Consider the following 25,506-nt stretch of genomic DNA (forward strand, 5'->3'; position numbering starts at 1 on the left):
CGGCCTACGAAACATGCAGGCCCGGTAAGCGAAGCGCCACCGGGCGGTTGTTACAACATCGATACCACCCGCTTCAACAGCCGAATTCGCGGCGCAATGGACGCTTTATCCAGCCATTCCGCCGGGCTGTGGAACCCGGCGCCAACCGGCCCGAAGCCGTCAAGCGTGGGGATGCCGAGCGCGGCGGTGTGGTTGGCGTCGCTGCCGCCGCCGACTGCCTGCCAGGTAATGTCGATGCCTTCCGCTTTACCCGCCGCTTCAACCTGCTGCATCAGCGCCTGCGTCGCGTCGCTCGCGGCCATCGCCGGTTTGTGATTAACCCGCGTCAGCGTGGTGGTCACGCCGTCTAAAAAACCTTGTTCACATAACAACTCCAGCGCCTGGTTCACCCGGTCATACTCGTCGTTTTCCCAGAAGCGAACGTCCAGTTCTGCCACAGCGCTGTCCGCGACCACGTTCGCCGCGCTGCCGCCCTGAATTACGCCGACGTTAAGTGTAGTGCCGCGATCCCAGTCCGTCAGCGCATTGATGGCGATAACGCTCTTTGCCAGCGCGGTGATCGCCGAGCGGCCTTTTTCCGGGTCATTGCCCGCGTGTGCCGCCACGCCGCTAAAGGTGAGGTGATAGCCCGCCATCCCTTTACGCGCTTTCACCAGCGAACCGTCGGCGCGGGCGGCTTCGCACACCAGCACGCAGCGGGAACGCTTAGCCAGCTCGCCAATCCACTCATGGGAATGGACAGATCCGGTCTCTTCGTCCGGGTTCATCGCAACGGCAATCGCGAGACGATCGTTGTCTGCGGCGTCAAGCGCGCGCATTGCCCACAAAATATTCAGAAGTCCGCTCTTCATATCCGAGACGCCGGGGCCGTACAGGCGGGTTTCATCCTCGCTCAGCGGACGCGCGGCCACGGTGCCGGCGGGAAATACGGTATCCAGATGCCCGACCAGCAGCACGTCGAACCGTTCCGCCTGCGGCTTGTTACTGACGAAGACGCCGGGGCCCACCTTGTCGCCCAGGTTCACCTGCTCCGTATGCCAGCCTTCGCGCTGCCACAGTTGCTGCATGATGCCTGCAACAGCGGCGACGCCGTCAATCGTCTGGGTGCCGCAGTCTACGTTCACCAGGGTTTTCAGCTCTTCGATATAATGGTCAAGATTCATGTTCACGTCCTGTTCAGAGAATAATGCGCATCAGCAGCATGGCTAAGAAAGCGTTGACCACCGAGAGGGCGATCATCAGCGGAATACGTTTGGCGCGGGTGCCAATCACCCCCAGAATGCGGCCCAGGTACTGCACCTGCGAGCCCATCAGGTAGATGGCGGGCGCCAGGATCGCCAGGTGCTCGCCGGTGAGGATGCCTTTATCAAACAGGCCGATGGCAACGCCGATCCCGCCGCCCATCGACATCCAGCCGCCAATCAGCACGGCGGCCGCTTCGCCCGGCAGGCCAAACAGGCCCATCAGCGGGGAGAAGATCGTGCCCAGCCCTTTCAGCGCGCCGGTAATTTCCAGCGCCTTGATGATGATAAAGGCCATCACCACGTTGGGCAGCGTGCTGCTGGTGGCAATGCTCCAGCCTTTGCGCGCGCCTTCGATAAACACATCGGTAATGACGGGATTGGACTGTGGGGCACTCATGCGGCGTCTCCTTTATGGGTAAACGTCAGGATCAGGCGCAGCAGATTGGCGCCGACAATTTTCATGATAAACATCACCGCGATACAGGCCCCGATGGAGGTGGGCACCGCCGCCGTGCCGTCAACGGCGAGCAGCGTGAAGAGGATCGCCCCGGAAGAGAAAAAGTTGGTGATCATCGCCCCGGCGGAGAACTGGAACATGGCGAAAACGTCTTTCTCTTTTTCGCTGATTTGCCCTTCATCAGAGAGATTACGGGTAAGCGACGCGCCCACGTCGGTACTTTGCAGGCTGCCAATCAGCGCCAGCCCGGTGGTGCCAGGGATCCCCAATAGCGGGCGCAGCAGAGGAGTTAAGAGTTTGCGCGCGGCACGCAGGGCGCCATAGTGCTCCAGCACGTTGATCATCCCCAGCGCGAACATCACCGCGGGAATTAAACCGAGCGCGAAGAGAAACCCGTCCATCGCGCCGCTGCCGCCGGTGCCGCGAAAGGCGCTGCTGGCTGTGGTTAACGTACCGTCATCCAGACTGGCTTTGCTGACCACTTTGCCAAATGCGCCGTTGAGGGTGGTGAAATCAAAGACGCCGTACCACTCTGGTCCGCCTAACAGACCCGAGAAGAAAACGGCTGCAAACGCCAGCGCGAAGTACGCGCCCGGCCCGACCTGACTATCCTGAGGTACTGAACTGGTCATATCCTTTTCCTTGTATGCACGCGATTGCGCAGGATCATTCTGGCGAGGTTATGGCCAAAAAAAATGATACAAATCATTCCGTAAGGCGGTGTCTGGCCGAAAAAGGTAAAAGTGTGAACGGTGACGCTACGAAAGTGATCGGCTTAACAATGTGGTGTAAATGTCTGGTTTGACCACGCATTATTGCGTTTCAAAGTTGTTAAATTTTATCCGTTGTTCTAGAAACAAAATGTAACATCTCACTGTTTCACAACAACGGATAACCATTATGAACAACTCAGGGAAATACCTTATATGGGCAGGGCTCTCCGTTGTGGGAGCCTTTGCCCTGGGCTACATCGCCCTCAACCGGGGGGAGCAGATCAATGCGCTCTGGATCGTGGTCGCCTCCGTCTGCATTTATCTGATCGCATACCGTTTTTATGGCCGTTATATCGCGAAGACGGTACTGGGCGTAGACGGCACGCGCATGACGCCGGCCGTGCGTCATAACGATGGTCTGGACTACGTGCCGACCGATAAAAAAGTGCTGTTCGGTCACCATTTCGCGGCGATTGCCGGGGCAGGCCCGCTGGTGGGACCGGTACTGGCCGCGCAGATGGGCTACCTGCCGGGGATGATCTGGATCCTCGCGGGGGTGGTGCTGGCGGGCGCGGTGCAGGACTTCATGGTGCTGTTCGTCTCCACCCGTCGCGACGGTCGTTCGCTGGGTGAGCTGGTGAAAGAGGAGATGGGGGCAACTGCCGGGGTGATTGCGCTGGTGGCGACCTTTATGATCATGGTCATCATCCTCGCGGTGTTGGCGATGATCGTGGTGAAAGCCTTGACCCACAGCCCGTGGGGAACCTATACCGTCGCCTTCACCATTCCGCTGGCGCTGTTCATGGGGATCTACATTCGCTATCTGCGTCCGGGACGCATTGGTGAAGTTTCAGTCATTGGCCTGGTGTTCCTGGTGTTTGCTATTATCTCCGGCGGCTGGGTGGCGGAAAGCCCGACCTGGGCACCGTTCTTCGACTTCACCGGCGTGCAGCTGACCTGGATGCTGGTGGGCTACGGCTTCGTGGCGGCGGTGCTGCCGGTATGGCTCCTGCTGGCCCCGCGTGACTACCTCTCTACGTTCCTGAAAATTGGTACCATCGTCGGGCTGGCGATCGGCATTCTGATTATGCGCCCGACCCTGACCATGCCTGCCCTGACCAAATTCATTGACGGCACCGGCCCGGTCTGGACCGGTAACCTGTTCCCGTTCCTGTTTATCACCATCGCCTGTGGGGCAGTGTCTGGCTTCCATGCGCTTATCGCCTCCGGGACCACGCCGAAGATGCTGGCGAATGAAAATCAGGCCTGCCTGATTGGCTATGGCGGCATGCTGATGGAATCCTTCGTGGCGATTATGGCGCTGGTCTCGGCCTGTATTATCGACCCGGGCGTGTACTTCGCGATGAACAGCCCGATGGCGGTACTGGCCCCGGCCGGCACTGTTGACGTGGTCGCCTCTGCCGCGCAGGTGGTGAGCGGCTGGGGCTTTGCGATCACCCCTGATACGTTGACGCATATCGCTAACGAGGTCGGCGAGCAGTCGATTATCTCCCGTGCGGGCGGGGCGCCGACGCTGGCGGTGGGTATGGCCTACATCCTGCACGGTGCGCTGGGCGGGCTGATGGATGTCTCGTTCTGGTATCACTTCGCCATTCTGTTCGAGGCGCTGTTTATCCTGACGGCGGTGGATGCCGGTACGCGCGCGGCGCGCTTTATGTTGCAGGATCTGCTGGGGGTGATCTCCCCGAATCTGAAACGTACCGATTCACTCCCGGCTAACCTGCTGGCGACGGCACTGTGCGTGCTGGCGTGGGGCTACTTCCTGCATCAGGGCGTGGTCGATCCGCTGGGCGGGATTAACACCCTGTGGCCGCTGTTCGGTATCGCCAACCAGATGCTGGCGGGCATGGCGCTGATGCTTTGTGCCGTAGTCCTGTTCAAGATGAAGCGCCAGCGTTACGCATGGGTGGCGCTGGTGCCAACGGCGTGGCTGCTGATCTGTACCCTGACAGCAGGCTGGCAGAAAGCCTTCAGCCCGGACAACAAGGTGGGCTTCCTGGCCATTGCCAACAAGTTCCAGGCGATGATCGACAGCGGCAAGATCCCGGCGCAGTACACCGAATCTCAGCTGTCCCAGCTGGTGTTTAACAACCGTCTGGACGCCGGGCTGACCATCTTCTTTATGGTGGTGGTTGTGGTGCTGGCGTTGTATTCTCTGAAAACCGCGCTGGCGGCGTTGAAAGTCGACAAACCGACGGCGAAAGAGACGCCGTATGAGCCAATGCCTGAGAACCTGGACGAGATTGTCACCCAGGCGAAAGGGGCGCATTAACATTACCAAACCCCCTCACCCCAGCCCTCTCCCCAAAGGGGAGAGGGTGTTAAAGTTCCCTCTCCCCTTTGGGGAGAGGGTCAGGGTGAGGGGAATACAAACGAGAAACTGATTATGTTCGACACCCTTTCCAAAGCAGGTAAATACCTGGGCCAGGCCGCTAAAATGATGATTGGCGTGCCGGATTACGATAACTACGTCGAGCATATGCGCGTCAACCACCCGGACCAGACGCCGATGACCTACGAAGAGTTTTTCCGCGACCGCCAGGACGCCCGTTACGGCGGCAAGGGCGGGGCGAAGTGCTGTTAACCCTCTTTCGGTAAATAGAGGCTGATTTGCTCCTGCTTGCAGCCATAAATTGCCGCCAGCTTTTCGCGTGTGCGCTTTTGCGGACGGGAGTCCAGCGCTTCCAGCTGTGATACGGCGGACTGACTGATGCCAAGCTTCTCCGCCACCTCCTGCTGGGACATACCGCGTAAAATGCGCCAGGCGGCCTGTAGGCTGACGTTCTCGTTATGCATGATGTCGCACACTTCACCCGGTAAACCTACGTTATCGTAGATGTCTGATTCGTAAGGGATGTCTTCCCAGTCGTTTTCATCATCGTCATCGTACTCAAGCATGGCTAAACGCATGCGAAAATATTCACCGTAGGGTATGACAACATACTGTTTTTTTCCTTCTTCATCCTTGATGAACTGAATAGTCATATTCCGTATGCTCCTCATGAAGGTAGGTAGTGGTTGTCCGGCGTTTTACTGCCACTACGTAGCAGATATCACCCGGCGGATCCCCGAAGGTGTAAATGACCCTGTAATCACCTAATCGCAACCTGTAGTGGTTTTCGGGAGAAGATAATTTCTTGATATCCGCGACAGGTGATGTTTTATCATCCATCTTCTCCAGCCTGAATTTAATGCGGTTCTGATATCGCGTATCGATTTTAGAAAATTGCTTCTCTGCTGTTTTTGACCACACGATCTTCATCCGTACCTCCACTGTACGCCCACACAAAATATAAGGAAATAATAAGACTATTAGATAAATTCCGAATTTCTTATGGGGTACTGTAGAGCGGAAAAAAAGCGCAGGTAAGAGGCAAAACGCAAACCGTCGAGGCGGCTCGAAAAGGCCTCTGCTGGGCGACAGAGGCTTGCAGGAAAATTGCGATCAGGCGTTCAAACCGCCATCCACGTCCAGACCGGCGCCGGAAATTTGCCCGGCTGCCGGGCTGGCAAGGAAGGTGACCGCCGCCGCGACGTCTTCCGGCTGGCCGTAATGGCCCAGGGCAATAAGCTGACGCTGTGAGTCAGCCTGTTCACCGTCCTCCGGGTTCATATCGCTGTTGGTCGGGCCGGGATGAACCAGGTTGACGGTAATGCCGCGCGGGCCTAAATCGCGGGCCAGACCCCGGGTAAGGGAGTTTAGGGCCGATTTGGTCATCGAGTAGACGGCGATCCCCGGCTGCGCCACGCGGTTCGCCAGACAGCTGCCGATGTTGATGATGCGTCCGCCGTCAGACATATGCACCAGCGCTTCCTGAATGGCGATCACCACGCCGCGGATATTGACGTTGATCAGAGCGTCGATGTCCGCCAGTGTCATGGACTCCAGCGGGCCGCCGCGTGCAATCCCGGCGTTATTGACAAGAATATCCAGCCCGCCGAGGGAGCGCGCCGCCTGCGTGACCGCATCCTGAATCGCCTGCGCGCTGGCACTGTCGGCCTGAATCGCCTCGCCGTGTCGCCCCAGCGCGTTGATTTCATCGACGACCTGCTGGGCTTTATCGACGGATTTTTCGTAGGTGATAACCACATCGGCACCGGCGCGTGCCAGCGACAGCGCAATTGCCCGACCCAGCCCACGACTGGCGCCGGTGACCAGCGCCTTTTTACCTGTTAAATCGATCTGCATGATGACCTCGTTGCAAGAGTGGAGAGAATCATCATTAGGTATAGCCCGTCGGCGCGATTAACGGCTGAAGGATTCCACCTTCTCAAACGCGGCGCGCAGAACGTCAGGGCTTAACGTAATCGGTAAAAAGTGAATCGACTCCACCGGGCGCAGGGTGTGAGCAATGACCTTGTCCAGCTCGTCGCGGTTATGGATATCGACCTCCAGCGCGCGAAGCGTGGTCGGCAGGTTAAAACGCTGGTATGCCGCCACCAGCTGCGCCAGCACGTCCTCCTGACCGAGCAGGGCGCTCTGCACCAGAATGCCGTAGGCCACCTTGGTGCCGTGGAGGTATTTTTCCGTCTGCGGCAGCACGGTTAAGCCGTTGTGCACCGCATGTGCCGCCGCCACGCGGGTATAGCGTTCGCCCAGACCGCCGACCATACCGCCACCGGCGATAACGGCGTCCACCACGTCCCGAAACGCCTGCGTCTGGTCGCCGCGCTGCTGGTCGGCCAGCGCCTCTTCGCTGCGCTCCAGCAACACGTCGCGGATCGCCAGCGCACCGTTCAGGCCAAGACGCACGGTCAGCGGCAGGTTTTCCGGTTCAGGGGCGAGTACCGCCGCTTCGTACCACTTCGCCAGCGTATCGCCGATGCCTGCCAACAGGTATTCCGCCGGGGCGTTAAGGATGATTTGCGGCTCCACCAGCACCAGATAGTTGGCGTCGTCAAAAATCTCAAACTGTAGCGCCTGCCCGGCATCGTTGTACCACACGGAGAGCGGGGTCCACGCCGCGCAGGTGGCGGCGATGGTGGGAATGCCCACGAACGGCACGCCCAGACGACGCGCCACGGCCTTGACGGTATCCATTACCGCACCGCCGCCCACGCCAATCACCACGCTGGCTTCACCACCCGACGCGTTCACCAGATGAGTGACGTCACGCTCGCTGCAATGGCCCTTAAACAGCAGATGTTTTGCCCCCGTCGCGTTAAAACTCTCCGGCAGATAAGGGCGTGCGCCCTCGATAGCCCGCTCGCCGTAGATCCACACCGCGCGGGAAAGCTGTTCCGGAGTAAAGAAATCATCCAGGTGCGCAAGGCTTCCCGGATGAGAGAAGTAGTTCGCCGGGCCGGGCACGACGCGGATATCGGTGTTGCTCATGAAGTTGTCCTTTTTTAGCAAGCGCTAACCCGATGTTATGTCTGGACATCCGGATGGCTAATAATATTTCGCTTTATCTTATGCCTTTTCCGTCGTTGTCAGTCAACCGGAGCTGTGAAAAATTCGCTAAATCAGAAGAGTAATAAAGGATTTACGCGGATGGTTTCCAGTCGCCTTGAGATGCGCGGTATCAGCCTGGCCTTTTCCGGCTTTCAGGCCCTGTCGCGCGTGGATTTCACCCTGAATGGCGGGTCGGTGCATGCGCTGACCGGCGCCAACGGCGCGGGAAAATCGACGTTGATGGCGGTGCTGTGTGGGACGCACGATCGTTATGAAGGCGAAATCTGCATTAACAATCAGCCGGTAAGCATCCGCGAGCCGCTGGACGCCAAACGGCTGGGTATCCACCTTGTGCAGCAGGAGGTGGACGTGGCGCTGATCCCCGGGCTGAGCATTGCGGAGAACATTATGCTCGACCAGCTGGCGCAGCCGGGACACCGCTACAGCTGGCGCGCGATTCGTCAGCAGGCGCGGCAGGCGCTGGCGCAGCTGGATGTTTCGCTGGACGTTCGCCGTTCCATCGACAGCTGCACGCTGGCTGAAAAGCAGCAGATTTTGCTGGCGCGGGCGCTCTCGCACCACTGCCGTTTTCTCATTCTCGATGAGCCCACCGCGCCGCTGGACGCGCACGAAAGCGAGCGTCTGTTTGCGGTAGTAAGACGTCTGCAACAGCAGGGCATCGGCGTGGTGTTTATTTCTCACCGCATTCACGAGCTGAAGGCCATCTGCGACACCCTGACGGTGCTGCGCGACGGCAGGCTGATTGAGTCCGGCCCGATGGCGGATCTGAGCGGAGAGGAGATCGTCGAGAAGATGCTCGGCCACGAGCTGAGCGATATCTATCCGCCCCCGCGACCGCCGCACGGCGAAGAGACGCTGCTGCGCGTCGACGGGCTTCACGACGATGTCCTGTTGAAAGACATCTCCCTGCACCTGCGCCAGGGCGAAATCCTCGGCATTGCCGGGCTGGCGGGGGCGGGGAAAACGGAACTCTGCAAGGCGCTGTTTGGCGCCAGCAAAAGCCGCGTGGCGCGCGGCGAGCTGAACCATCAGGCCTGGAAACCGCGCGATCCGGCAGACTCGGTGCTACGCGGTCTGGCGCTGGTGCCGGAGGAGCGGCGCAAAGAGGGCATTTTTATCGACGAGCCGGTGAGCATGAACCTTGCCGTGTGCGCCGATAACAGTTTCTCGCGCTGGAGCCTGTTTGGTCATCGTCAGGCGTGGCGCTGGGCGGAAGAGGTGATTGCCCGCGTCGGCGTGCGCACGCGCGGGCCGGGGCAGGTGCTGCGTCGGCTTTCCGGCGGTAACCAGCAGAAGGTCGCCATCGGGAAATGGCTGCGCAATGACGCCAGCGTGCTGATATTCGACGAGCCGACCAAAGGCGTGGACGTGAAGGCCAAAACCGATCTGTTTCAGCTGATCGACGGCCTGGCGCGCGAGGGCAAAGGGGTGATTTACGCCTCGGGTGAATTTGCCGAGCTGGTCGGTCTGTGCGACCGCATCTGCGTGCTGTGGGACGGGCGCATCGTGGCGGAAATCGCCGGGGGAGAGGCCCGGGAAGAAACACTACTTTATTATTCAACCGGAGGAACGGCGTCGTGAGCAAGGCCCTTTCAGTGACCACGGCGGCGTCTGGCCGTCAGCAGATTTTCGATTTTCTTTATAAGTGGGGCATGCTGCTGACCGTCGTCGCGCTGGTGGCGGTGTTTGGCCTGGCGTCGGACAGCTTCCTCGACCCGAACAACATCATCAACATTCTGCGCTCGATTGCCATCGTGACGGTGATTGCCGTTGGCGTCTCGATTTCGCTGACCGTCGGCGGGTTCGATCTCTCCGTGGGATCTACCGCGTCGCTGGCGAACGCGCTGGTGATTTCGCTTTTCGTCTGGCACGGCTTTGGCACCACCGAGTCGATTCTGCTGACCCTCGCGCTCTGTACGCTGGTCGGCCTGTTTAACGCCTTTCTGATCGTCATCCTGCGCATTCCGGACATGCTCGCGACCCTTGCCAGCCTGTTTGTCATTCAGGGTGTGGCGATGACCTACAGCTACGGCGGGTCGATTACCGAGAACATGGTACTGCCGAGCGGCGACATGGCGGAAGGGACCATTCCGGCGGCGTTTGGCCTGCTGGGGCAGGTGCCGACCATTGTGATCGTCATGCTGGTGGTGACGATTCTGGCACAGCTGGGCCTGTCGCTGACCACCCATGGACGCCGGATGTACGCCATTGGCGGCAACCCCGAAGCCGCGCGCCTCTCCGGCATTCGCACCACCCGCTACAAGGTGGCAGCCTACGTGATTGCCTCTCTGCTGGCGGGGCTGGGCGGCATTCTGCTGGCCTCGCGTATTGGTTCATCGCAGGTGAATGCGGGCGGCGGCTACCTGATGGACGCGGTGGCGGCGGCGTGGATCGGCTTCTCGCTGGCCGGATCCGGCAAGCCGAACGCGCTGGGTACGCTGGTGGGGGCGGTGATCCTCGGCGTGCTGTCGAACGGGCTGGTGATGCTCTCCGTGCCGTATTACGCCATGGACATTATAAAAGGGCTGGTGCTCGCGGTAGCGCTGGCGATTACCTACATACAAAAACGCTGACAACACAACGGGATAATAAATGAAAAAGATTGCGCTCTCTTTGGTAGCTATTGGGTTACTCACTTCTCTGCCGGGCCTGGCGGCTACCCCCGCGCCGGTTCCGACCGCCATTGCCAGCCATGACGGTCCCATTCGCATTGCGGTGATCCGCAACCTGGGCTCGGACGACAACACCACGCAGTTTGTTGCCGGGGCGATTCAGGAAGGGAAAAAGCTCGGCTTTAAGGTCAGCACCTTTTTAAGTAACGGGGACGACGCCAAATTCCAGGATTTCGTTAACCAGGCCATCAGCCAGAAATACGACGGGATTATTCTCTCTCAGGGGCGCGATCCGTACTCCACCGCGCTGGTGAAGAAGGCGGTGGATGCCGGGATCAAAGTTTCGGTGTTTGATACCGCTGTGAACGGCGAGATCCCGGGCGTAACCGTTACCCAGCAGGACGATGCCTCCCTGACCAACCTCTCTTTCGGCCAGCTGGCGAAAGATTTCAACGGCAAGGCCAATATCGTCAAGCTATGGGTCGCGGGCTTCCCGCCGATGGAGCGCCGTCAGGCGGCCTACAAAGAACTGCAAAAGCAGTACCCGGAGATTAAAGAGCTGGAGTCCATCGGCGCGGTCTCCTCTGACGTGCAGGGCGACACTGCCAACAAGGTGGGCGCGATCCTCGCGAAATACCCGAAAGGTAAAATCGATGCCATCTGGGGTACCTGGGATGCCTTCAGCCAGGGCGCCTATAAGGCGCTGAAAGAGAACGGCCGAACCGAGATCAAACTCTACAGCATCGACATCTCCAACCAGGATTTACAGCTGATGCGCGAGCCGGGTAGCCCATGGGCAGTGAGCGTGGCGGTGGATCCGAAGCTGATTGGCGCGACCAACGTACGCCTGATTGCCAATAAGATTGCCGGAGAAGCGACGCCTGCCACTTACGATTTCAAGGCGGCGGCCATTCCGCAGGCGCTGCTGACCGCCCAGCCGGGCGCGGTGAACGTGGCGTCTCTGGGGAAAATCATTCCGGGCTGGGGCCAGACGGAAGATTTTGTTGCGCCGTGGTTTGCGACCCTTGCCGCTAAAAACAAGTAAACCAAGCCGGGTGGCGGCTGCGCCTTACCCGGCCTACATTTCGCACCCGTAGGCCCGGTAAGCGCAGCGCCACCGGGCGTAAGGAGCATAAGGTGTCTCAATTACCCCCTCCCGAATACAGCCGCAATATGCGGCTAATTGGCCATAGCGATCAGGGCGGTCGCCCGGACGGCGTGCAGCTGATGGTGCACCGCGGTTTCGCCTATATCGGCCATATGGTGTCGCAGGGCTTTTCGATAGTGGATGTGCGCGACCCGAAAAAACCAAAAGCCGCAGGATACGTGCCTGCGCCGCCGGGTACCTGGAATGTGCATCTCCAGGCGCATGACGACCTGCTGCTGGTGATCAACGCCCGGGATCTGTTTGCCGATGCGCGTTTTGCCGACGAGAAGGTCTACTACACCCGCCAGGTGGGGGAGACCGTCAGCGATGTGCAGGATAAAGGCTGGAGCGCAGGGCTTCGCGTCTTTGATATCTCCACACCGGACAGGCCACGCGAGATAGGCTTTTTATCGCTGAGCGGCATCGGCATTCACCGCATCTGGTACGTCGGTGGCCGCTGGGCGTATGTCTCAGCGCTGATAGACGGCTTTACCGACTACATCTTTCTGACCATCGATCTGGCGGACCCGCGCAAGCCTGAAGTGGCGGGACGCTGGTGGCTGCCGGGGATGAATCAGGCCGAAGGCGAACAGCCGAACTGGCCGGAAGGCAAACGCTACGCCCTGCACCATGCGATTATTGCAGGCGATACCGCGTACGGCAGCTGGCGCGACGGTGGCCTGACGCTGCTGGACGTTAAGGACCGCACCCGGCCTAAGCTCATTAGCCATCGTAACTGGAGCCCGCCGTTTGGCGGCGGGACGCACACCGCGCTTCCGCTGCCGGATCGCGACCTGCTGGTGGTGCTGGACGAGGCGGTGCTGGATAACCAGCAGGACGGCGAGAAGCTGATCTGGCTGTTTGATATCCGCGAGCCGTCGAACCCGGTGAGCATTTCTACCTTCCCGCAGCCGGATGAAACCGACTACGTGGCGAAAGGGGCGCATTTCGGCCCGCACAACCTGCACGAAAACCGGCCGGGGAGCTTTGTCAGCTCAACGTTGATCTTCGCGACGTACCAGAACGCGGGCGTGCGCGCGTATGACATTTCCAATCCGTATCGCCCGGTGGAAACGGGGGCGCTGGTGCCCGCGGCGCCGGAAAAGATGATGGATACGCGGCCCAATCGCCCGCAGGTGATCCAGTCGTGCGACGTGTTTGTGGATGCGCAGGGGATTATTTACAGCACGGATTATAACGGTGGGATGTCGGTGATTGAGTATTTAGGATGAGTTTTTGCCGGGTGGCGGCTTCGCCTTACCGGGCCTACATTTTGCACCCGTAGGCCCGGTAAGCGCAGCGCCACCGGGCAAACGTTCTCAACTGTACTGCCGTACTCGCGCTACCAGCTCTTCCGCGCTGTCGATGCGGTCAGCAATCACAATCAGCGCCTTGCCGAGGGATATCGCGTGGCGCAGGCATTCGTGACGCATCGCTTCATCCTGAATGGTGTCGATATCCGCCACATGGGAAAGCCCGACGCTGCGGCGAATCAGCTCGGTGCCGCAGAATCCGATGGCATCGTGCCAGACCTTTTTCAGGAACGCAGAGGCATAGCCCGGCGCGCTGAGCGCGGCGTCGCGCGTTTTCTCATTCGCCAGCGCCTGGAAGCGCTCCGCGAAGGTGTTCCACAGTTCCTGAATATCGGTCAGGCGCTGCTCGCGCGCGGCGGCGGCATCGCGAATGCCCAGATGCCCCGGCAGGCCGCAGAAGTTCAGCAGCAGGTTGCCGATGGCAGTGCCAACGTCAAAGCCAATCGGGCCAAAGTAGCCGAACTCGGCGTCGATGGCTTTCAGGCTGCCGTCGGCCACAAAAATTGAGCCGCTGTGAATGTCCCCGTGCAGCAGGGCTTCGGCATGCGAAAAGAAGCGGTGCTTCAGGGAGGCCACAGCGATTTTAAGCTGGGCGTCGTCGCGCAGGGCGGCAACATCGTTCTCCAGATCGGCCGGGTAGCTGTTGCGCGCGTGGATCTGGTACGGATCGTTAAAGAACAGATCTTCAGTGATCTCGCACATCTCCGGGTTGATGAATTTTGCCACCTGCGCTTTTTTCTCGTGCGGATGCAGATAAAAATCGCTGGTGTGGAACAGGGTGTGAGCCAGATATTCACCCAGCTGCCGCGCCGCCTGCGGGTAGTAAATGTTGTTAATCAGCTCGCCGCGCCAGATGCGATGGCTGGAGAGATCTTCCATCACCATCACCGCCAGTTCCGGGTCAAAGTGGTGGATTTTCACCGTGTGCTCAGGGCTGTGCTTGTAATGCTCGACCAGGGTTTGCGCCTCCAGGCGAGCGCGATCCAGCGTCAGCGGCCAGGACTCGCCGACGCAGCGCACATAGGGCAGCGCCTGCTTAACGACGATGCGGCTCACCCCCGCGCTATCGAATATTTTAAAGACCAGGTTGAGGTTGCCGTCGCCGATTTCCTGCGCCTCCACCAGCGATGACGGATCGTCAAGTCCGCCAAACTGCCTGGCATACTCCACGGCGTCCTGAGCGGTAAAGGTACGGTATTGCGACATGGCCTGCTCCTCAGTTTTGCTAATTAAGACATGTAGACGTCTATACATCTGGATTTCATCCTGACACAATGTGCTACAACAACGCAACAGGGAATTAACGACATGCAGACATTACAGACGACCAGCCTGCGGGTGGCGAATAATCAGCTCTTTATTCTCGACCAGCAGGCGCTTCCGCAGGAGAAACGCTGGCTGGATGCCTCGACGGTGGAGGCGCTGGTTGGGCATATCCACGCTCTGCGCGTGCGTGGCGCGCCGTTGATTGGTCTCTCTGCAAGCCTGCTGCTGGCGCTGTTAGCGGAAAGCGGTAAAGGCCGCGACGAGCTGGCGGCGGCGCTGGAGACCCTGCGTGCCTCCCGCCCGACGGCGGTGAACCTGATGAACAATCTCGACCGCATGAAGATTGCGCTGTGGCAGGAAGCGTTCGTTCCGGCGCTGGTGGCTGAAGCGCTGCGCCTGATTAATGAAGACAAACGGCTTTGCGACGCGATTGCGAAAGCGGGTAGCGCGCTGGTGAAGCCCGGCAGCCGCCTGCTGACCCACTGCAATACCGGCGGGCTGGCAACGGCGGGCGTCGGTACGGCGCTGGGTGTGATTGCCCGCGCGCATCAGGCAGGCAACGTCAGCAACGTCTGGGTGGATGAAACCCGTCCGCTGTTGCAGGGCGGCAGGCTGACCGCATGGGAGCTGGGCGAGCTGGGCGTGCCGTATCAGCTGATTACTGACTCCATGGCCGCCAGCCTGATGGCAAAAGGGCAGGTGGATGCCGTGTGGGTGGGGGCAGACCGCATTGCCGCCAACGGCGACGTGGCGAACAAAATCGGCACCTATTCCCTGGCGGTGCTGGCGAAGTTCCACGGTATTCCGTTCTACGTCGCCGCCCCGCAAACGACCCTCGACCGGGACTGCCCGAACGGTGACGCGATCCCGATTGAGCAGCGCGCGGCCAGCGAAGTGACGGGCGTGGCGGGAAGCTTTGGCGCGGTGCAGTGGGCGCCGCAAGAGGCGCAGGTCTATAACCCGGCGTTTGACGTTACCCCCGCCTCGCTGATTAGCGGCTGGGTGCTGGATACGGGCGTGGTCACCCCTGAAGAGGTAGCGAAAGGGAAATTCGCCTGAGTGGGACTATCCTTGTAAGGGGTTCCCTTTAGAGGACGTTATCGTGACGCTCGATCCTGAAACAGACTTAAAACTGGAACGCGTGGTGGACGCACCGCGCGACCTGCTGTGGCTCTGCTGGACCACACCGGAGCACATCAAAAACTTCTTCATTCCTGCTCCCCATAAGGTAACTGAATGCGACCTCGATCTGCGCGTGGGTGGGCGGTTCAATACCGTGTTTGAGGTGGACGGGCAGCGGATGGATAACCGGGGCGTATTTCTTGAAATCGATCCGGGGAACAAGCTGGTCTTTACCGATGGCTATACTGAGGGCTGGAAGCCGGCTGAAAAGCCGTTTATGACGGCGATCCTGCTGCTGGAAGATGTGGGGGAGGGCAAGACCCGCTACACGGCGATTGCGCGTCACCCAACGAAGGAGATCCGCGAGCAGCATGAACAGATGGGCTTCCACGAAGGGTGGGGCGTGGTGTTGGATCAGCTGGTGGGGTATGTGAAAGGGCTGAAACGGTAGTGCCCTTAGACCCCCTCTCCCTTGAGGGAGAGGGCTGGGGTGAGGGGGGAGAATTCATTGATTATGTTGAAGACAGATTTCTCTTTTTGGTATCCCTCATCTGACGAAATACTCGCTCTCCCTTTTCATCAAAGTATCTTTCCGGCCATATCACATCGGGTGGAATGTCTGGCGCCTGAGCGATAAGCAATTCACCTTTAGCCCATGGTCGGGTAAGCGCATTTGCCAGTGTGGATGAGGAAAGGCCAGCCTTTCTGGACAACGCAGCCAGGCTTGTTCCATGTTTCTTTAGTGCAGCGATAATATCGGCCGGGTGCCAGTTCTGATGTTGCATTGTGTCCTCCTTACATGTGTTCGTTACGTGCTCAATTATCCTATTTTGGGATAAAAAGGCAACGGGAGGATATTCGATTTCAGGATATTTGTATGGAATCGGAACAATGGCTTCAGTTTACTCGGATGAATACCAGCGTGTTATCAATGCGTTGAAGAAAGCGCGTAAAGAGAAGGGGATGACTCAGGCGCAGCTTGCGGAGGCACTGGGAAAACCACAATCGTTTATTGCTAAAGTGGAAAACGGTGAGCGTAGGTTGGACGTGGTGGAGTTTGTGCATCTGGCGAGGCTGGTTGGCGGAGATGTGCAGAGGATTATCGCCAGTATTTAATTAATGCCTGAGTATGGAACTGACCACCTGAGCCGTATGTTCCCCTCACCCTAACCCTCTCCCCAGAGGGGCGAGGGGATAGCACGGTGCTCGCATTACTTTGCGGGGTAGGGAGAAAAGATCAGGCCAGGCGTGGATACGCATCCGCGATTGCATCGCCCGTAAACTGGGCAACCCAGCCTTCCGGATTGTCGAAAATACGAATGGCGGTAAAGTTCGGCTCTGAACCCATGTCAAACCAGTGCGGCGTGCCTGCGGGTACGGAAATCAGGTCGTTTTTCTCGCACAGCACCTGATACACCTCATCGCCGATGTGCAGGCAGAATAGTCCCGCCCCTTCCACGAAAAAGCGCACTTCGTCTTCGCCGTGGGTGTGCTCGTTGAGAAACTTCGCGCGCAGCGCCTCTTTCTGCGGATTGTCGGCGCGAAGGCTAATCACGTCCCAGCTCTGATAACCTTTCTCTGCCACCAGCTTGTCGATTGCATGCTGATACGCCTCAATCACGGCTTCAGGCGCGGGATCCTGCCCTAAATCACGGTCTGCCGCCCAGCGCTCAAACCGCACGCCTTTGGCGTTGAGCTGTTGGGCAATCTCGGCGGCGTCGGTGCTGTGCCACAGGTGCTTACTGGCGTCTTTATCGGAATAAATGGTCAATGCGCTCATGAAGGGATCTGCTCCGGGTTAATCTCGTCAAACTGGTGGATCTGATGGTGATGGCTTGCGCCGTCATCTTCACCGCGTATCAGTTGCAGGGTGCGAAAACCCGCCTGTTCAGCCGCGTCCAGCTCCTGATGAATATCCGACAGGAACAGGATCTGCGACGGGGCGATGCCCGTTTGCGCCGCAATATTTTGATAAGACTGCACCTCACGCTTGGCACCGATGCGGGTATCAAAATAGCCGCTGAACAGATGAGTAATATCACCTTCGTCGCTGTAGCCAAATAACAGTTTCTGCGCGGCGACGGAGCCAGAGGAATAAACATAGAGATCAATCCCTTGTGCCTTCCATTTTTCCAGCGCGGGCAGTACATCAGGGTAGAGATGGCCGGTAAAGTCACCGTTGATGTAACCGTCCTGCCAGATGATGCCTTGCAGGGCTTTGAGCGCCGTCGATTTGCGGTCTTCATCCATAAAGGTAAACAGCACGTTGATGAGATCGCTGACGCTGGCATGCGGAGTGCTGATTTCCTCGCGCAGGTTGTCCAGAATCGATTTGACCGGCTCGGCGTACTGCTGCGCGGTCACAAAGGCCGCCAGCCGCTCACGCGCGTAAGGGAACAAAACATCATGGACAAAACGGATATCGCTGGTGGTCCCTTCAATATCCGTCACAATCGCGCGAATCATACTCTCTCCCATTGTCGTAAACGCATTTCGCATTCAAATAAGAATTCTAAACCTTCCAGATGACGGCGGGCTTCGGCCACGTCGCGTCCCCAGCAGGTTAAGCCATGACCGCGCAGAAGAAAACCATAATTAAGCGGGCGTTCCTGCGCGTAATGGGCGATTCGAGAGGCGAGGGCGTCGATGTCCTGGTCATTATCAAACACCGGGATGGCCACCGTATCCCGATGCGTGGTCTGTCCGGTAAGGGATTTTTGCATCTCGAAGCCGGAGATCTTCAGCTCGGTCTCGTTGACCAGCCGCGACAGCACCGTGGCATTGACGGTGTGAACGTGCAGGACGGCGTTAGCCTCGGGGAACAGGCGGTAGATGAGGGTATGCAGCCCGGTCTCTGCCGACGGTTTACGGCCAGAAAGCGCACGGTTGGTGGCGATTTCAACCTGTAGAAAATCGGCGGTGGTCAGGCTGCCTTTGTCTTTTCCGGATTCGCTCAGCCAGCACAGATGTTCATCCTGACGCACGGACATATTGCCGCCGGTAGCGGGCGCCCAGCCTTTAGCGCCAATCCAGCGGCAGGCCTCGACCAGGTGTGTGAGTTGCAGGTTGTCTGTCATTTCCTTTTACCCTCTCGGTCAGGAATATTTATATCATTTAGACGTCTAAGCGTCTTGATTGCCAAAGACTAACATCGTGTTATAGTGTCAGCAACATAAGTATTACAGGCAGGCACACTACAATGAGCAATAACCCGTTGATCCCGCAGAGTAAACTTCCGAATCTCGGCACGACGATTTTTACGCAGATGAGCGCCCTGGCGCAGCAGCACAACGCCATTAACCTCTCACAAGGTTTCCCGGATTTTGACGGGCCGAAATATTTGCAGGAGCGTCTGGCGTACCACGTTGCGCAGGGAGCCAACCAGTATGCGCCGATGACCGGCGTGCAGGCGTTGCGTGAAGCCATTGCGGATAAAACGGCGGAGTTATACGGCCATAAGCCTGACGCGAACAGCGATATCACGGTAACCGCAGGGGCCACCGAAGCGCTGTATGCGGCGATAACCGCCCTGGTGCGTACGGGCGATGAGGTGATTTGTTTTGACCCGAGCTACGATAGCTACGCCCCGGCGATTGAACTGGCCGGTGGCGTGGTGAAACGCGTGGCGCTCCAGCCGCCGCATTTTCGTCCTGACTGGCAGGCGTTTGCCGCGCTGCTGAGCGATAAAACCCGGCTGGTGATCCTGAATACGCCACACAACCCATCGGCGACGGTGTGGCAGAAAAGCGATTTTGCCGCCCTGTGGCAGGCCATCGCCGAACGTGAAATCTATGTTCTGAGCGACGAGGTGTATGAGCACATCTGCTTTGCCGAAGAGGGTCATGCCAGCGTGCTGGCGCATCCGCAGCTTCGCGAGCGCGCAATCGCGGTATCATCATTTGGGAAAACCTACCATATGACCGGCTGGAAGGTAGGGTACTGCGTGGCGCCCGCCGCCATCAGCGCTGAGCTGCGTAAAGTGCACCAGTATTTGACGTTTGCCGTAAACACACCCGCCCAGCTGGCGCTGGCGGATATGCTGCGCGCTGAACCTGAACATTACCGGGACCTGCCAGCTTTTTACCGTGCGCGGCGGGATCGGTTTGTGACTGCCTTGAGCGAGAGTCGGCTGGAGATCCTGCCATGCGAAGGCACCTACTTCCTGCTGGCGGACTACAGCGCGATTTCCGATCTGGATGATGTCAGTTTTTGCCAGTGGCTGACGAAAGAGGTGGGCGTGGCAGCCATTCCGCTGTCGGTGTTCTGCGCCGATCCCTTCCCGCATAAACTGATTCGTCTTTGCTTTGCGAAGCAGGAGTCGACGCTGCTGGCAGCGGCTGCGCGCTTAAATTCGCTCTGACTATTTAACCGTCCAGGCTTCTGAAAAACGACGGTCCGCGAAGAGTTCCAGCAGACCGTTGATTTGCTTCAGTCGCAGCACTTCATCGCTGTCCATACCCAACTCCAGGCCAATTTTCTGCTCACTCCAGCCCATAAGCACCAGTTCTCGCACGATTTCTGACATGGCATTGATCTGGTGGCGTCCACGCGCGCGGTTGTGACGAATGGTTGCAGCCATGCGATCGAATTTTTCCTGGCGTGCTTTACGCAGGCAGGTAACAGGGAGGTAACCTTTAAGTTGACGCTTCAGAATAGCCCGATGACTGCCAAGCTCATGGCGATGGAATCCATCGACAATTTCATAGCTCTCAGGCGCATTTTCCGTCACAACGATAGGTTGTGTGAATCCATCCAGCTCCAGTGATTTGCTGAGCAACCGCTTCTCCGCCGGAGCGACATTATTTGGGTTGTAGTCATTGGCGGTGATGTCAGTCTGTTTTATCCACAATACGCAGTCGACGGGTTGATTATTAAAAGGGCTGATTTCGTGTAATGCCTGGCGAAAGGCATTAATAGCGCCGATTTTCTCTTCTTCAGAAAGGGTCTGCAGGTACGTCTGCATTTCTCTGATTATTTGCTGCTGCATAAAATCCCCCATTCCTTGCGTTTAGCTTTCACTCTTTCGCTGTAGCGTTGATAGTGTTTAGGTTTGTTTGGACTAAATGAGAGAGCCCGGCACCAGTAGTCATTGTTGAGTAAAACCTTGCAAATGCGTCGCCAGGAAGGGATATCTTTTGCGCCAATGTCACCCTCCTGCGTATCGGGAATATCGTCCAGGCCTCGCTTTTGATACCAGTGGAGATAAATTGCGATTTTATTTCGGTAATGTTCCGCCGTATTTTGCGGCATGCTGTCGAGTAGCAGCATGGCGTATTCGCGCCAGCAGAGATGGTCAGGTTTCAGGATCTTCCGGTGGCCATAAAAATGGTTATCGTGCCCGGCATAAATACCTCCACTTCGCACGCCGCAGGCGCGTTCACACATAGCCGCCCAGCGTTCGGGTTCAATGACATGATAGAGCCATAAGCCCTGACGCTGTTCCGGACCAAACGGTTCGCAGATGCGCATATAACGCGGCGGCACCCCCGCCTTGTACATCAGGTCGTATAACGGGTTATAGCAACATTTTGATTTCGCGAACCACGTCCAGATGTCGGCGGTTTTCCAGTCGTACAGTGGGTAGATATACCAGGCGTGCCCACCCGGGGCGACGGTCGTCCAGGGTTTATCGTCAGAAAAGCGCTGCTTACGCGCCGACGCGATAGCCAGAAAGCGGTTGTAAGATTCATCGGCGCGGATCCCCACCATGACTGCGGAAGGACGTCTTTGCGCATACCATTCGGCAAACTCGCGCACGAAGGCTTCAAACGTCATTCCCTGCTGATAAAAATCGAAATAGTGATAATCGGTAATGGCATCTTCTGGTGGCTGGCGAACCCAGTTTGTCCCGGGTTCCCAGCACCGCCATTCAGGTTGAAACTGTGACAGGGCGTTTTGGGTCGTGAGCGGAAGCGCTACCCACCAGAACTGGTGGATAACATCCCGATAGAGCGTTTTCATAGCGTCAACATGCTGAATGGTCGACGAGAATTGCGCTTCCCAGTCCAGAAAGATGACGTCTATTTTTCGCTTTAATTGCCGTGCTTTCTGGGCAACAAGATGCAGCATCACGGTAGAATCTTTTCCACCGGAAAAGGAAACGCATACCCTGGGGAAATTGTTAAGCGTCCAGTGTATGCGTTCCGCAGAAGCGTCTAAAACATTTTCCTGTAAAGGGATTTTATAGTTCGACATGATTAATCGCGTCCTGCGTGTTAAATGTCTTGGGAAAATCAAAACGATATTATGGAATTATTTATCCTTAATTTCACGGAGTCATTTTTTTCGGTTCGCTTTAATTATATTCACCATGCAAATGTATTTTACGCAGACGGCGGAGAAACGCAGAGCTTATGCATTTTTTCAATGAATGTTGAAAAAACAGAGCTATTCAGTGATGAACGGCCGTAGAGCATATAGATCTTTAATTCAGGCAGCGCAAACGGTGGCTCAAGCCTTTTTAATTTCAAAGATTCTTTAAATGTTTCATAGATCGACACGGGGATATAGCCTAACAAATCAGATGAACTGACCATAGAGATGAGAGAGCTAAGGGAGTCGGTGCGAAAAGCAATATTTCTTTCCGGAAAAGCGTCATTGGCCCGACTCTGGAACTCTTTTACACCCGGATGAGCACTCTGGTAAAAAGTGAATTTCTCCTGGTATAGCGCGTCCACTGTGGCTGTGTCAGCGAGCCTTGGGTGGTCTGCTCTACAGATTAAGGCTATCGGCACCGTAGTGAAGTGGGTGCAGACCACAGAGCGATTGTGGATAGGTGCGATAGAGAAGATGAGATCGGCTTTACGATAGGCCAACAAATCTTCCGCTGATTCGGAGGAAATAAGCATATCTCTTTGTTCTATCTCATAATTCTCCTCAGATATTAAAAGCTTCAACGGTTCCAGCATCGAACCAGGAGACACCATTTGAGTGCAATAGATAACGAACTTTTTCTTGATGTCCGAGTGATGCATCATGTTGATCGTCTGCTCAAGCTGATTGAGATTTTTTTCCAGATGATGATGCAAGTTGGTACCTACCGTGGTGGGCGTAATTCCCTTCCCTGAACGGATAAACAGGGGGTCATCAAGCTGACCGCGCAGGCGTTGCAGCGACTGGCTGACGGCGGATGGTGTGATATAAAGCGTCTCGGCAGCCCTACTGATACTGAGATGTTGGTAAATGCATTCGAAGATAACTAACAGATTGAGATCGAATTTTTTTAGGTCGTAGAGGTTTGCCATGTTTCGTCCTGAGTGAGTTGAGTTTGCTGTCGTTATCACACCGTGGAGTACGACAGAGTGTAGTTACCCTTTACAATCCGTGTGAATAACTCGCTTAATTTAAAATTTAAGTGATCTTAATATATCACGGCTTTGGATTATTGAAACATATCTTCAAGAGTTATTAAGATAATTTTATCTTTAAAGTGTGATTGAATTATTTGAATGACAAATGGCGTTTATATATAGCGTGAAACCCATAATGAAATTAAATTTATAATGTTTCAATGACCTGTTCGAATCTGCCTATCACAGCCATAGGCAGGACTATCCCTCTTATGCATTGCTCATTGCGCGCAGGGGTGCTGTAATCAAACCGCTGTTACGGCCTTGATACAAGGTATGTAGAGCGCAACGCAACGCCAGCTTCGGCTGGCACTGAATGTACCTGCGGGGAATTCAGGTATCAGGGCCGCCCGTTGAGGCGGCCTTTTTACTTTCAGGCTTTCCTGTAAAAGGTTCACCTTGCTGTCTTGTTGCTGTTGTAAGGTTTGGCTGATTGATTTGATAAAGCATACGCATTAGCCCCGATGAACAAAGTTGGTTACCTTACACCTCAACGAAAACACGGAGGAAGTACAGATGTCCTTGATTAACACCAAAATTAAACCTTTCAAAAACCAGGCGTTCAAAAACGGTGAGTTCATCGAAGTTACTGAGAAAGATACCGAAGGCCGCTGGAGCGTGTTCTTCTTCTATCCGGCTGACTTCACCTTCGTTTGCCCGACCGAACTGGGCGACGTTGCAGACCACTACGAAGAACTGCAAAAGCTGGGCGTAGACGTTTACTCTGTTTCTACCGATACCCACTTCACCCACAAAGCGTGGCACAGCAGCTCTGAAACTATCGCGAAAATCAAATACGCGATGATCGGCGACCCGACTGGCGCCCTGACCCGTAACTTCGACAACATGCGTGAAGATGAAGGCCTGGCTGACCGTGCGACCTTCGTTGTTGACCCGCAGGGCATTATCCAGGCTATCGAAGTTACCGCTGAAGGTATCGGCCGTGATGCATCTGACCTGCTGCGCAAAGTGAAGGCGGCTCAGTACGTTGCTTCTCACCCAGGCGAAGTGTGCCCGGCGAAATGGAAAGAAGGCGAAGCGACGCTGGCTCCATCTCTGGACCTGGTCGGCAAGATCTAAGTCTGTAAAGCCTGGCGGCGCTACGCTTGCACAGGCCTACAGTATCGTAGGCCGGGTAAACGAAGTGCCACCCGGCAATCAATGGGCGCTCCCCGCGCCCATTTCATTCCAGCACCATGATGCAAGTTGCATTCAGGCAGCCCGTATAAGGCGGCTTGCATGATGACGTTTTAAGAGAGGGAAGAATAATGCTCGACACTAACATGAAAACCCAGCTCAAGGCCTACCTTGAGAAACTGACCAAACCTGTTGAGCTGATTGCCACGCTGGACGACAGCGCGAAATCGGCAGAAATCAAAGCGCTGCTGACAGAGATTGCTGAGCTGTCGCCGAAAGTGACCTTCAAAGAAGACAACACGCTGGCAGTCCGTAAGCCTTCTTTCCTGATCGCCAACCCAGGGTCTGACCAGGGGCCGCGTTTCGCGGGTTCTCCGCTGGGGCACGAATTTACGTCCCTGGTGCTGGCGCTGCTGTGGACCGGTGGTCATCCGTCAAAAGAAGCGCAGGCGCTGCTGGAGCAGATCCGCGATATCGACGGTGATTTTGAGTTTGAAACCTATTACTCGCTCTCCTGCCACAACTGCCCGGACGTGGTGCAGGCGCTGAACCTGATGTCAGTGCTCAACCCACGCATTAAGCACACGGCGATTGACGGCGGTACGTTCCAGAACGAAATCACCGAGCGCAACGTGATGGGCGTTCCAGCGGTTTACCTGAATGGTCAGGAGTTCGGCCAGGGGCGTATGACGCTGACCGAAATCGTCGCCAAAGTGGATACCGGCGCAGAAAAACGTGCGGCGGAAGAGTTGAACCAACGTGATGCTTATGACGTGCTGATTGTTGGCTCCGGCCCGGCGGGCGCGGCGGCAGCGGTTTACTCCGCACGTAAAGGGATCCGTACCGGTCTGATGGGCGAGCGTTTCGGTGGTCAGGTTCTGGATACCGTAGACATTGAAAACTACATTTCCGTGCCGAAAACCGAAGGCCAGAAGCTGGCCGGGGCGTTGAAAGCGCACGTCAGCGACTACGACGTGGATGTCATTGACAGCCAGAGCGCCAGCAAACTGGTTCCGGCAGCGGTCGAGGGTGGTTTGCACCAGATTGAAACGGCGTCCGGTGCGGTGCTAAAGGCGCGCAGCGTGATCATTGCCACTGGCGCGAAATGGCGCAACATGAACGTGCCGGGCGAAGATCAGTATCGCACCAAAGGCGTGACCTATTGCCCGCACTGTGACGGCCCGCTGTTCAAAGGTAAACGCGTAGCGGTGATCGGCGGCGGTAACTCCGGTGTGGAAGCGGCTATCGATCTGGCGGGAATTGTTGAACACGTTACCCTGCTGGAGTTCGCCCCTGAGATGAAAGCGGACCAGGTGTTACAGGATAAAGTACGTAGCCTGAATAACGTCGACATTGTGCTCAATGCCCAGACGACAGAAGTGAAAGGCGACGGCAGCAAAGTGACCGGTCTGGAATACCGTGACCGCGTGAGTGGCGATATCCACAGCGTAGCGCTGGCAGGGATCTTTGTTCAGATTGGCCTGCTGCCAAACACCACCTGGCTGGAAGGCGCAATTGAGCGCAACCGCATGGGCGAGATCATCATCGATGCGAAATGCGAAACCAGCGTGAAGGGCGTATTTGCGGCGGGCGACTGCACCACCGTGCCGTACAAACAGATCATCATCGCCACTGGCGAAGGGGCGAAAGCGTCGCTGAGCTCGTTTGATTACCTGATCCGCACCAAAACTGCATAATAAAAGAAAGCA

Annotated in this window: 27 protein-coding genes; 12 read left to right on the plus strand and 15 right to left on the minus strand. The window is 57.0% G+C overall.

Features of this window, described 5'->3' with window-relative positions:
- Positions 1-50: 50 nt before the first annotated feature.
- From BFV65_RS05600 to BFV65_RS05610, 3 genes are read right to left on the minus strand one after another with little or no spacing between them, the layout of a single operon-like run.
- Complete coding sequence (locus BFV65_RS05600) at positions 51-1,163, minus strand: M20 family metallopeptidase (RefSeq protein WP_058677444.1); 1,113 nt, start codon at positions 1,161-1,163, stop codon at positions 51-53.
- 13 nt (positions 1,164-1,176) lie between these two features.
- Complete coding sequence (locus BFV65_RS05605) at positions 1,177-1,641, minus strand: YjiG family protein (protein ID WP_023305665.1); 465 nt, start codon at positions 1,639-1,641, stop codon at positions 1,177-1,179.
- Positions 1,638-2,333, minus strand: a complete 696-nt coding sequence (locus BFV65_RS05610) for a nucleoside recognition domain-containing protein (protein WP_069596337.1) — start codon at positions 2,331-2,333, stop codon at positions 1,638-1,640. The genes BFV65_RS05605 and BFV65_RS05610 overlap by 4 nt, the downstream gene beginning before the upstream one ends.
- 268 nt (positions 2,334-2,601) lie before the next feature.
- Here BFV65_RS05610 and cstA point away from each other — a divergent pair, with 268 nt between their 5' ends.
- On the plus strand, positions 2,602-4,707 hold the full coding sequence (gene cstA, locus BFV65_RS05615) for a pyruvate/proton symporter CstA (RefSeq protein ID WP_069596338.1): 2,106 nt from the start codon (positions 2,602-2,604) through the stop codon (positions 4,705-4,707).
- Between the two features lie 114 nt (positions 4,708-4,821).
- Positions 4,822-5,019: a YbdD/YjiX family protein gene (locus tag BFV65_RS05620; RefSeq protein ID WP_006809671.1), complete on the plus strand. Its 198-nt coding sequence runs from the start codon at positions 4,822-4,824 to the stop codon at positions 5,017-5,019.
- On the opposite strand, the gene BFV65_RS05625 is transcribed toward BFV65_RS05620, so the two are convergent.
- The 4 genes from BFV65_RS05625 to BFV65_RS05640 all read right to left on the minus strand — a co-directional run bounded on the left by BFV65_RS05625 (position 5,016) and on the right by BFV65_RS05640 (position 7,770).
- Complete coding sequence (locus BFV65_RS05625; protein ID WP_022647392.1) at positions 5,016-5,420, minus strand: helix-turn-helix domain-containing protein; 405 nt, start codon at positions 5,418-5,420, stop codon at positions 5,016-5,018. The genes BFV65_RS05620 and BFV65_RS05625 overlap by 4 nt on opposite strands.
- Complete coding sequence (locus BFV65_RS05630) at positions 5,395-5,697, minus strand: type II toxin-antitoxin system RelE family toxin (protein ID WP_023299564.1); 303 nt, start codon at positions 5,695-5,697, stop codon at positions 5,395-5,397. The genes BFV65_RS05625 and BFV65_RS05630 overlap by 26 nt, the downstream gene beginning before the upstream one ends.
- Before the next feature lie 183 nt (positions 5,698-5,880).
- Positions 5,881-6,624: an SDR family NAD(P)-dependent oxidoreductase gene (locus BFV65_RS05635; RefSeq protein WP_069596339.1), complete on the minus strand. Its 744-nt coding sequence runs from the start codon at positions 6,622-6,624 to the stop codon at positions 5,881-5,883.
- 57 nt (positions 6,625-6,681) lie between these two features.
- Positions 6,682-7,770 carry an oxidoreductase gene (locus BFV65_RS05640; protein ID WP_023299565.1) on the minus strand — a complete coding sequence of 363 codons (1,089 nt, stop codon included), beginning with the start codon at positions 7,768-7,770 and terminating at the stop codon, positions 6,682-6,684.
- A gap of 159 nt (positions 7,771-7,929) precedes the next feature.
- Here BFV65_RS05640 and BFV65_RS05645 point away from each other — a divergent pair, with 159 nt between their 5' ends.
- From BFV65_RS05645 to BFV65_RS05660, 4 genes are all read left to right on the plus strand, one after another.
- Positions 7,930-9,432: a sugar ABC transporter ATP-binding protein gene (locus BFV65_RS05645; protein WP_069596340.1), complete on the plus strand. Its 1,503-nt coding sequence runs from the start codon at positions 7,930-7,932 to the stop codon at positions 9,430-9,432.
- Complete coding sequence (locus tag BFV65_RS05650) at positions 9,429-10,424, plus strand: ABC transporter permease (protein WP_022647397.1); 996 nt, start codon at positions 9,429-9,431, stop codon at positions 10,422-10,424. The genes BFV65_RS05645 and BFV65_RS05650 overlap by 4 nt, the downstream gene beginning before the upstream one ends.
- A gap of 19 nt (positions 10,425-10,443) precedes the next feature.
- Positions 10,444-11,508: a sugar ABC transporter substrate-binding protein gene (locus BFV65_RS05655; RefSeq protein WP_069596341.1), complete on the plus strand. Its 1,065-nt coding sequence runs from the start codon at positions 10,444-10,446 to the stop codon at positions 11,506-11,508.
- A gap of 92 nt (positions 11,509-11,600) precedes the next feature.
- Positions 11,601-12,842: an LVIVD repeat-containing protein gene (locus BFV65_RS05660; protein WP_022647399.1), complete on the plus strand. Its 1,242-nt coding sequence runs from the start codon at positions 11,601-11,603 to the stop codon at positions 12,840-12,842.
- Between the two features lie 87 nt (positions 12,843-12,929).
- Here BFV65_RS05660 and mtnK read toward each other — a convergent pair whose 3' ends face one another.
- Positions 12,930-14,129 (minus strand): S-methyl-5-thioribose kinase, encoded by a 1,200-nt coding sequence (mtnK, locus tag BFV65_RS05665; RefSeq protein WP_023305670.1) that lies wholly within the window; start codon positions 14,127-14,129, stop codon positions 12,930-12,932.
- Between the two features lie 102 nt (positions 14,130-14,231).
- On the opposite strand from mtnK, the gene mtnA reads away from it, so the two are divergent.
- Both mtnA and BFV65_RS05675 read left to right on the plus strand, forming a co-directional pair.
- A complete protein-coding gene (gene mtnA / locus BFV65_RS05670; protein WP_038415650.1) occupies positions 14,232-15,248 on the plus strand; it encodes an S-methyl-5-thioribose-1-phosphate isomerase in 1,017 nt (338 codons plus the stop codon).
- 43 nt (positions 15,249-15,291) lie between these two features.
- Positions 15,292-15,762, plus strand: coding sequence for an SRPBCC family protein (locus BFV65_RS05675; protein WP_045622238.1), 471 nt, complete (start codon positions 15,292-15,294; stop codon positions 15,760-15,762).
- 61 nt (positions 15,763-15,823) lie between these two features.
- Here the strand turns inward: BFV65_RS05675 and BFV65_RS05680 are convergent, their stop codons facing one another.
- Positions 15,824-16,096: a helix-turn-helix domain-containing protein gene (locus BFV65_RS05680; RefSeq protein WP_069596342.1), complete on the minus strand. Its 273-nt coding sequence runs from the start codon at positions 16,094-16,096 to the stop codon at positions 15,824-15,826.
- A 106-nt stretch (positions 16,097-16,202) separates the two neighbouring features.
- Here BFV65_RS05680 and BFV65_RS05685 point away from each other — a divergent pair, with 106 nt between their 5' ends.
- The gene (locus BFV65_RS05685; protein ID WP_069596343.1) at positions 16,203-16,427 is read left to right on the plus strand and encodes a helix-turn-helix transcriptional regulator; all 225 of its coding nucleotides are present in this window, start codon (positions 16,203-16,205) and stop codon (positions 16,425-16,427) included.
- Positions 16,428-16,548: 121 nt separating this feature from the next.
- Here BFV65_RS05685 and BFV65_RS05690 read toward each other — a convergent pair whose 3' ends face one another.
- Genes BFV65_RS05690 through BFV65_RS05700 form a run of 3 tightly spaced genes read right to left on the minus strand, consistent with a single transcriptional unit; the run spans position 16,549 to position 18,388 of the window.
- Positions 16,549-17,091: a 1,2-dihydroxy-3-keto-5-methylthiopentene dioxygenase gene (locus BFV65_RS05690; RefSeq protein ID WP_022647405.1), complete on the minus strand. Its 543-nt coding sequence runs from the start codon at positions 17,089-17,091 to the stop codon at positions 16,549-16,551.
- The gene (gene mtnC / locus BFV65_RS05695) at positions 17,088-17,777 is read right to left on the minus strand and encodes an acireductone synthase (RefSeq protein WP_023299575.1); all 690 of its coding nucleotides are present in this window, start codon (positions 17,775-17,777) and stop codon (positions 17,088-17,090) included. Before mtnC ends, BFV65_RS05690 begins: the two co-directional genes overlap by 4 nt.
- Positions 17,774-18,388: a methylthioribulose 1-phosphate dehydratase gene (locus BFV65_RS05700; protein WP_069596344.1), complete on the minus strand. Its 615-nt coding sequence runs from the start codon at positions 18,386-18,388 to the stop codon at positions 17,774-17,776. The genes mtnC and BFV65_RS05700 overlap by 4 nt, the downstream gene beginning before the upstream one ends.
- A gap of 122 nt (positions 18,389-18,510) precedes the next feature.
- On the opposite strand from BFV65_RS05700, the gene BFV65_RS05705 reads away from it, so the two are divergent.
- Complete coding sequence (locus BFV65_RS05705; RefSeq protein WP_032676370.1) at positions 18,511-19,671, plus strand: pyridoxal phosphate-dependent aminotransferase; 1,161 nt, start codon at positions 18,511-18,513, stop codon at positions 19,669-19,671.
- Here the strand turns inward: BFV65_RS05705 and BFV65_RS05710 are convergent, their stop codons facing one another.
- From BFV65_RS05710 to citR, 3 genes are all read right to left on the minus strand, one after another.
- A complete protein-coding gene (locus BFV65_RS05710; RefSeq protein WP_069596345.1) occupies positions 19,672-20,298 on the minus strand; it encodes an IbrB-like domain-containing protein in 627 nt (208 codons plus the stop codon). It abuts the gene before it with no gap.
- Complete coding sequence (locus BFV65_RS05715; RefSeq protein ID WP_069596346.1) at positions 20,283-21,506, minus strand: phosphoadenosine phosphosulfate reductase; 1,224 nt, start codon at positions 21,504-21,506, stop codon at positions 20,283-20,285. Before BFV65_RS05715 ends, BFV65_RS05710 begins: the two co-directional genes overlap by 16 nt.
- A gap of 128 nt (positions 21,507-21,634) precedes the next feature.
- The gene (gene citR, locus BFV65_RS05720) at positions 21,635-22,555 is read right to left on the minus strand and encodes a DNA-binding transcriptional repressor CitR (protein WP_022647411.1); all 921 of its coding nucleotides are present in this window, start codon (positions 22,553-22,555) and stop codon (positions 21,635-21,637) included.
- Between the two features lie 621 nt (positions 22,556-23,176).
- Between citR and ahpC the strand changes: the two genes are divergently transcribed.
- Positions 23,177-23,740: an alkyl hydroperoxide reductase subunit C gene (gene ahpC / locus BFV65_RS05725; protein ID WP_014882974.1), complete on the plus strand. Its 564-nt coding sequence runs from the start codon at positions 23,177-23,179 to the stop codon at positions 23,738-23,740.
- A gap of 188 nt (positions 23,741-23,928) precedes the next feature.
- Positions 23,929-25,494, plus strand: a complete 1,566-nt coding sequence (ahpF, locus tag BFV65_RS05730; protein ID WP_022650587.1) for an alkyl hydroperoxide reductase subunit F — start codon at positions 23,929-23,931, stop codon at positions 25,492-25,494.
- The last annotated feature ends 12 nt before the right edge of the window (positions 25,495-25,506 follow it).

This window comes from Enterobacter hormaechei subsp. hoffmannii (genome assembly GCF_001729745.1).
Classification (GTDB): Bacteria; Pseudomonadota; Gammaproteobacteria; order Enterobacterales; family Enterobacteriaceae; genus Enterobacter; species Enterobacter intestinihominis.